Origin of the sequence: Lacisediminimonas sp. (assembly GCF_030645335.1) — a bacterium.
Lineage (GTDB): Bacteria > Pseudomonadota > Gammaproteobacteria > Burkholderiales > Burkholderiaceae_D > Lacisediminimonas.
Genome location: NZ_JAUSNH010000250.1, coordinates 1 through 7,443 on the forward strand (window position 1 = coordinate 1; position 7,443 = coordinate 7,443).

Here is a 7,443-nt window from a genome sequence, read left to right on the forward strand (position 1 = left end):
GTTGATGCCGCGAATATGGCTGCCCGTGATGCCGGTGTACACGCGGGCGATCTTGCAGTCAGCCATCAGTTCGGCTTCCTTGAGCGCCTGCTGAATGCTCTGGACCGTGGCGTCGATATTGACCACGACGCCGCGCTTGAGTCCGTTGCTGTAGGCAATGCCCAGGCCGGCGAGCTTGAGCTCGCCGCCCGGCATGACCTCGGCGACCACGGCCATCACCTTGCTGGTGCCGATGTCCAGCCCGACCACCAGTTCTTTGTATTCTTTGGCCATGTATTTACCTTTTCTTCTTTGCGTCGTTCTGGTCACCGGGATCCAGCGTGGTGACGCCCCTGAGCTTGATGGCATAACCATTGCCATAGCGCAGGTCGGCGGATTCCAGATTTCTTTCAAACCGCGCTGAAACCTGTTTCAGCGTGGCGATAAAGCGGCGTGAGCGGGCCGTGATTTCCTGCGTTGAACCATGTCCCAGTTCAATCGTGGCGCCGCTGTCGAGTTGTGCGTGCCAGTTTCCCTGGCCACTGAGCTGCAGTTGCTCCAGCACCGCACCCATCTCCTTGAACATCGGGAACAGCGCCTGGTAGGTCTGCAGCACCAGCAGCGCCTGGCCCTGCGGCCCGCCGAGCAGCGGCAGCCCTTCGGCCTGCGCATCACCCTGGTTGACTTCAAACACCTCGCCAAAATCGTTGACCAGGCGAATATCTTCCTCTGGACCCCAGTAGGCAACGGCGTTGTGTTCCTGAAGCACCACCTTCAGGCGGTTGGGGAACTCGCGCTGCACGACTGCGCGGCGAACCCAGGGCACCTGCTCGAAGGCGGCACGCGTGTGGTCCATGTCCACCGTCAGGAAATTGCCAGCCAGCTTGGGGGCCACATTGGCACGCAAGGTGAAGGCATTGTTATGGGTCAGATCACCCTGCACATGAATGGCGCTCAGGTTGAACAGCGGCTGGCGCATCAACCAGGCCACGGCAAGCGCCAGCACCATGGCCGCAAACACCAGACCCAAAAACACCGACATGGCGTTCATGAGCCTGACGTCAGGCGGCAAGGCCATGGCGTTTTGCAGTGGCAGGGTGCGACTCACCTGAGCGCCCCTCCAGGCAGTTGATAGTCGAGCGTGGCGGTCTTGAGCACTTCAATGCAGAGGTCCTCATAGCCAATGCCCGCTGCCTGTGCCGACATGGGCACCAGCGAGTGACTGGTCATGCCAGGCGAGGTGTTGATCTCCAGCAGGAACGGCGCATCGTCGCCTTCACGCAGCATGAAGTCGACCCGGCCCCAGCCGCTGCAACCCAGCGCATTGAATGCGCGCACTGCCAGTTCCTGCACCAGGGTCGTCTGTGCCTCGCCAAGCGGCGCGGGACAGAGATATTTGGTGTCGTCGCTGAAGTACTTGTTGTGATAATCGTAGTTGCCGCCTGGCGCGCGGATCTCCACCACCGGAAGGGCACGTGCGCTGCGGCCACGGCCCAGCACCGGCACGGTGATCTCGCGTCCCCGCACGAACGCCTCGGCCAGCAGCGATTCGTCGTAGCGCGCGCAATCGTCGAACGCGGCGCGCATGCCGGTCGGCGCACTTACCTTGCAAATGCCGATGGTCGATCCTTCATGCGGCGCCTTGAGCATCAGCGGCATGCCAAGCTCGGCCGCTGCCCGGTCCAGGTCGGCCTGGGTGGCGCTGGCGCTGTCGAGCACGACAAAGGCGGGCGTCGGCAGGCCCATGCTGGCCCAGATCTGCTTGGTCATGATCTTGTCCATCGCAATGGCAGACGACATGACGCCGGATCCGGTGTAGGGAATTTCCAGTTGCTCCAATGCGCCTTGCAGCGTGCCGTCCTCGCCGTAGCGGCCGTGCAGCGCAATGAAAACCCGGTCGAATTTTTCCGCGGCCAGCTCGGCCAGGCTGCGCTGGGCCGGATCAAAGCCATGGGCATCCACGCCCTTGTCCTGCAAGGCCTTGAGCACACCGCCGCCCGACATCAGCGACACCTCGCGCTCGGCCGAGCGACCGCCGAACAGCACGCCGACCTTGCCGAATTTGCCGGATTTTCCGGACCCCGCTTTCATGACGCCTCCTGCGTGGAAATTTTTGCCAGTTGCGCCGGCACACTGCTGATAGAACCAGCGCCCATCGTGATGACGACGTCGCCGTCACGCGCAATATCGAAGATCGTGTCCGCCATGTCGCCGATGTTCTCGACAAACACCGGCTCGACTTTTCCCAGCACCCGCAGTGCGTGCGCCAGCGCCCGGCCATCCGCAGCAACGATCGGTTGCTCGCCGGCGGCATACACTTCGGCCAGCACCAGCGCGTCGGCGCTGGAGAGCACCTTGATGAAGTCTTCGAACAAATCCCGGGTGCGGGTGTACCGATGTGGCTGGAAAGCCAGCACGATGCGCCGGCCCGGATAAGCGCCGCGCGCTGCCGCCAGCGTTGCCGCCGTTTCGACCGGATGATGGCCATAGTCATCCACCAGTGTGAAACTGCCCTGCCCACGTCCCTCGCCGGGCGCGATCCGGATCTCGCCCAGCCGGGTGAAACGGCGTCCCACTCCAGTAAACTCGCGCAAGGCCTTTTGCGTGGCGCTGTCCCCTACGCCAACTTCGCGCGCAATCGCAATCGCGGCGCAGGCATTCTGGACGTTGTGCATGCCGGGCTGGTTCAGTTCAATCGCCAGGTCCGGATAGCCTGCCTGTTGCACCGTGAATTGCATGTGGTCGCCCACCGCCTTCGGGTCGATGGCGCGCACCTCGGCATCCGCATGGAAACCGTAAGTGACCACCGGCTTGGCGATGAAAGGCATGATCTCGCGTACGTTCGGATCGTCGGCGCAGACAATGGCAACGCCATAAAACGGCAACCGCTGCGTGAATTCGATGAACGCCTGCTTGAGCCGCGCAAAGCTGTGGTCGTAAGTCTCCATGTGGTCGGCATCGATGTTGGTGATCACTTCGATGACCGGCGACAGGTTGAGGAACGACGCATCCGACTCGTCGGCTTCGGCCACGATGAAGTCGCCGGTGCCAAGCCGGGCATGCGCGCCGATGCTGTTCAAGCGCCCGCCGATGACAAAGGTCGGGTCCATGCCGCCCTCGGCCAGCACGCTGGCCACCAGGCTGGTGGTGGTGGTCTTGCCGTGGGTGCCGGCAATGGCGATGCCGCTTTTCAGGCGCATCAGTTCGGCCAGCATGATCGCGCGCGGCACGATCGGGATGCGCCGTGCACGGGCGGCGATCACTTCCGGATTATCGGCCTTGACGGCGGTCGATGTGACGACGGCATCGGCGCCATCGATATTGGCAGCATCATGCCCGCGCATGACGCGCGCGCCGAGCGATTGCAGGCGCTGGGTGGCGGCGTTGCTGTTGAGGTCCGAGCCGGACACGCCGTAGCCCAGGTTGAGCAATACCTCGGCAATGCCGCTCATGCCCGAGCCGCCGATGCCGGTGAAATGAATATTCTTTACTTTGTGTTTCATCGCTTGTTTACCAGTTCTTCAAGCACCTCGGCGATTGCTTCGCTGGCGCCGCGCCGGCCCTGCTCCCAGGCCGCTTGCGCAAGCTGCCTGCAAGTGTCGCGCGACATTTCGCGCAACAGCGTAGCCAGGTGCTCGGGATTGAATTGCGTTTGCGGCAGGTGGATCGCCGCCTGTTGCGCCGCCATCCACTGCGCGTTGTCGCGCTGGTGGGAGGTGGTCGAGGCAACCAGCGGTACCAGCACGCTGGCTACACCGGCCGCCGTCAGCTCGGAGATCGTGATCGCGCCGGCCCGGCAGATGACCAGGTCGGCATCGCCATAGCGACGCGGCATGTCGTCGATGAAGTCGACCACTTCAGCAGCCACGCCGCAGTCGCGGTAGGCTGCGGTCAATGCATCGATATGCTGTTTGCCGGACTGGTGCACGACGACCGGCCGTTGCCCGGCCGGCAGCAAGGCCAGCGCCCGGGGTAATGTTTCGTTGAGCACTTTTGCGCCCAGGCTGCCGCCGATCACCAGCAGGTGCAGCGGGCCCCTGCGTGCAGCGTAGCGTTCTGCGGGCATGGGCAGTGCAATGATTTCCTGGCGCACCGGATTGCCAGTGACGATTGCCTTGGAAGCAGCCCGGCCAAATGCAGCGGGAAAGCCGAACAACACCCGCTGCGCTGCCGGCAACAAAGCCTTGTTCGACAGCAGCAGCGCGGCGTCGGCGTTGACCAGCACCAGCGGTATGCCGCGCAAGCGCGCCATCAGGCCGCCGGGCACGGTGACATAGCCGCCCATGCCCAGCACGATGTCGGGGCTGCGACGGCGCAAGATATTGCGGCAAGCAGCAAAAGCGGCAATCAGGCGCCAGGCGCCGGTCAGGGTGTGCTTCCAGCCCTTGCCGCGCAGCCCGCTGAATTCAATGCAATCCATCTCGACGCCATGACGCGGGACAATATCGCGTTCCATGCCGTGCGTGGTGCCCAGCCATGACACTTGCCAGCCGCGCAACTGCATCGTCTGCGCAATCGCCAGTCCGGGGAAAATGTGGCCGCCGGTTCCGGCCGCCATCACGAGCAGCCGCTTCATACCCGGCCTCCGCGCATCAGCATCCGGTTTTCGTAGTCGATGCGCAGCAGGATCGCCACACCGATGCAGTTGATCAGTACGCCCGTGCCGCCATAGCTCATCAAAGGCAGGGTCAGTCCCTTGGTCGGCAGCAGGCCCAGGTTCACGCCCATGTTGACGAAGGCCTGCACGCCGATCCAGATGCCGATGCCTTTTGCAGTCAGGCCAGCAAAGGTCTGGTCCATCGCAATGGCTTGCCGGCCAATCTCGAATGCGCGCTTGATGATCCAGTAGAACATCAGGATCACGGCCAGCACGCCGACAAAGCCGAGCTCTTCGCCGATCACGGCCAGCAGGAAATCGGTATGCGCCTCGGGCAGGTAGTGCAGCTTCTCGACGCTGCCGCCCAGGCCGACGCCGAACAGTTCGCCGCGGCCGAAGGCAATCAACGAATGCGAGAGCTGGTATGCCTTGCCCAGCGCATTTTCTTCCTGCCACGGATTGAGATAGGCAAAGATCCGTTCGCGCCGCCACGGCGAAAGCACGATCACCATGGTAAAAATGCCGACCAGCGTGGCGCCAATGCCGCCGAACCAGATGCCGTTGATGCCGCCCAGGAACAAGATCCCCATCGCAATGCAGACGATCACGCCAAAAGCGCCGAGGTCGGGCTCCAGCAACAATAGCAAACCCACCAGCCCGATGGCGGCGGTCATTGGCATGAAGCCCTTGGTGAGCTTGTGCATGACCTGCTGCTTGCGCACGGTGTAATCGGCGGCGTACAGGACCACGAACAATTTCATCAGCTCCGACGGCTGCACGTTCATGAACTTGAACGACAACCAGCGACGGGCGCCGTTGACGCCCTTGCCAACGCCCGGCACCAGGACCAGCACCAGCAGCACCAGCGTGATGACGAACAAGTACGGCGCCATCTTTTGCCAGGTGCTCATCGGGATGCGCACAACCACCAGCGCAGCAACCAGGGCGATGGAAATGAAGACCGCCTGGCGCACCAGGAAATGGGTCGTCTTGTAGCCGGCGTACTTGGGCGAATCCGGCAGCGCAACCGACGCCGAGTAGACCATCACCAGGCCAAACAGCATCAGCAGGATCGTGACCCACACCAGCGGCTGGTCGTAGTCCATCATCCGCGAGCGCTGGGACAGCCCCTGGACTTGCCCGGCGCTGCCGGCGTCGGCCGTGAACCAGGATGCGAAGTTCATGCGACCACCTCGCCGCGCGACAGGCCAATCTCGCGCACCGCTTCAACGAAGGCTTGTGCCCGGTGCAGGTAATTGCGGAACATGTCGTAACTGGCGCATGCCGGCGACATCAGCACCGCGTCGCCCGGCCCGGCCATTGATGCCGCCATGTTCACCGCCTCTTCCAGGCTGGCGCAAGCATGAAACGTCACGCCGCTTGGAGCCAGCGCAACACCCAGCGCCGGGCCATCGCGGCCGATCAGGAAAACCTCGCGCACGTAACGCGCGACCGGCTCGGCCAGCGGCGTGAAATCCTGGCCCTTGCCGTCGCCGCCGGCGATCAGCAGCAGGCGAGCTCCAGCATGATTGCCCGCCCGGTTGCCCGCTTCGCTGCCCATGCCATTCAATGCCGCCACGGTGGCGCCGACATTGGTGCCCTTGCTGTCGTCGTACCAGGCAACGCCGCCGATGGTCGCCACCAGTTCGACCCGATGCGGCTCGCCGTGATAGTCGCGCAAGCCATGCAGCAGCGGCGCCAGCGGCAGGCCAACCGCGCGGCACAGCATCAGCGCGGCCAGTGCATTCATTGCGTTATGGGTGCCACGAATTTTCAGGGCGTCGGCCGGCATCAGGCGACTGACCAGCACGGCGACTTCGACCAGGTCTTTCTTGCGGCGGCGACGTTCGCCCTCTTCGCCGGGCGTTGCCAGCGCCAGCCAATGCATGCCGTTCTCGTTGACCAGGCCGGTGCAGTCGACCTGGTCCGGCTCGCCCAGGCCGAATGTCACGACCTGCGCCAGCGGCGAGGCCATCGACATCACGAGGGCATCGTCGCGATTGAGCACGCGCACGGTATTGGCGCCGAAAATGCGCGCCTTGTCATTGGCATAGGCCTGCATGTCGCCGTGCCAGTCCAGGTGATCCTGGCTGATATTGAGCACGGTGGCGACATCGGGCTGCAGGCTGCTGGTGAAATGCAGCTGGAAACTCGACAGTTCCAGCACCCAGGCTTGCGGCAATGCATCGGCCGCCAGCGCGCTGCGCAACACATCGAGCGCGGCCGGGCTGATATTGCCGGCCACCTGCACCGACCAGCCGGCGCGCTGGCACAGCAATCCAGTCATGCGGGTCACGGTGGTCTTGCCGTTGGTGCCGGTAATGGCAATCACTTTCGGTTGGTAGCCACGGCTTTCGCGCAAGGCCTGCAAGGCCTGTGCGAACAGTTCGATCTCGCCCCACAAGGCAATATTGCGTTCCTGCGCAGCCGGGATGATGGCGACCAGTTCGGCGGCCGGCGACAGTCCCGGGCTGACCGCAACAAAATCCATTCCGTCGAGCAGCGCGGGCTCGAATGCGCCGCTGACAAAGCGCGCTTGCGGCACGGCTTCCTGCAAGGCTGCCAGGCGTTCAGGTGCGGCGCGCGTGTCGGCAACCACCAGCTGTGCGCCGCATTGCGCCAGCCAGCAAGCCATCGCCAGCCCCGATTCACCGAGGCCGAGCACGAGACCCTGTTTGCCTTCGTAATTCATCAGCGCAGTTTCAAAGTGGACAGACCGAACAACACGAGCATCATGGTGATGATCCAGAAGCGGACCACCACCTGCGTTTCTTTCCAGCCCTTCTGTTCGTAATGGTGGTGCAGCGGCGCCATCAGCAGCACCCTGCGGCCGACGCCGGTGCGCATCTTGGTGTACTTGAACCAGG

The 7,443-nt window shown here is 63.5% G+C and carries 6 protein-coding genes and 2 pseudogenes; all 8 read right to left on the minus strand.

What is annotated here, in order from left to right:
- Positions 1-273: pseudogene (locus Q7T64_RS17225) on the minus strand (cell division protein FtsA); the annotation flags it as partial.
- A 4-nt stretch (positions 274-277) separates the two neighbouring features.
- The gene (locus Q7T64_RS17230; RefSeq protein ID WP_304798297.1) at positions 278-1,087 is read right to left on the minus strand and encodes a cell division protein FtsQ/DivIB; all 810 of its coding nucleotides are present in this window, start codon (positions 1,085-1,087) and stop codon (positions 278-280) included.
- Complete coding sequence (locus Q7T64_RS17235) at positions 1,084-2,070, minus strand: D-alanine--D-alanine ligase (RefSeq protein WP_304798299.1); 987 nt, start codon at positions 2,068-2,070, stop codon at positions 1,084-1,086. The genes Q7T64_RS17230 and Q7T64_RS17235 overlap by 4 nt, the downstream gene beginning before the upstream one ends.
- Entirely contained in the window at positions 2,067-3,482 is a 1,416-nt protein-coding gene (murC, locus tag Q7T64_RS17240; protein WP_304798301.1) for a UDP-N-acetylmuramate--L-alanine ligase, read from the minus strand. Before murC ends, Q7T64_RS17235 begins: the two co-directional genes overlap by 4 nt.
- A complete protein-coding gene (murG, locus tag Q7T64_RS17245) occupies positions 3,479-4,555 on the minus strand; it encodes an undecaprenyldiphospho-muramoylpentapeptide beta-N-acetylglucosaminyltransferase (RefSeq protein WP_304798303.1) in 1,077 nt (358 codons plus the stop codon). The genes murC and murG overlap by 4 nt, the downstream gene beginning before the upstream one ends.
- Entirely contained in the window at positions 4,552-5,760 is a 1,209-nt protein-coding gene (ftsW, locus tag Q7T64_RS17250) for a putative lipid II flippase FtsW (RefSeq protein WP_304798305.1), read from the minus strand. Before ftsW ends, murG begins: the two co-directional genes overlap by 4 nt.
- Positions 5,757-7,268: a UDP-N-acetylmuramoyl-L-alanine--D-glutamate ligase gene (gene murD, locus Q7T64_RS17255; RefSeq protein ID WP_304798307.1), complete on the minus strand. Its 1,512-nt coding sequence runs from the start codon at positions 7,266-7,268 to the stop codon at positions 5,757-5,759. Before murD ends, ftsW begins: the two co-directional genes overlap by 4 nt.
- Positions 7,268-7,443, minus strand: a pseudogene (locus tag Q7T64_RS17260) (phospho-N-acetylmuramoyl-pentapeptide-transferase); the annotation flags it as partial. The gene murD and the pseudogene Q7T64_RS17260, both read right to left, overlap by 1 nt.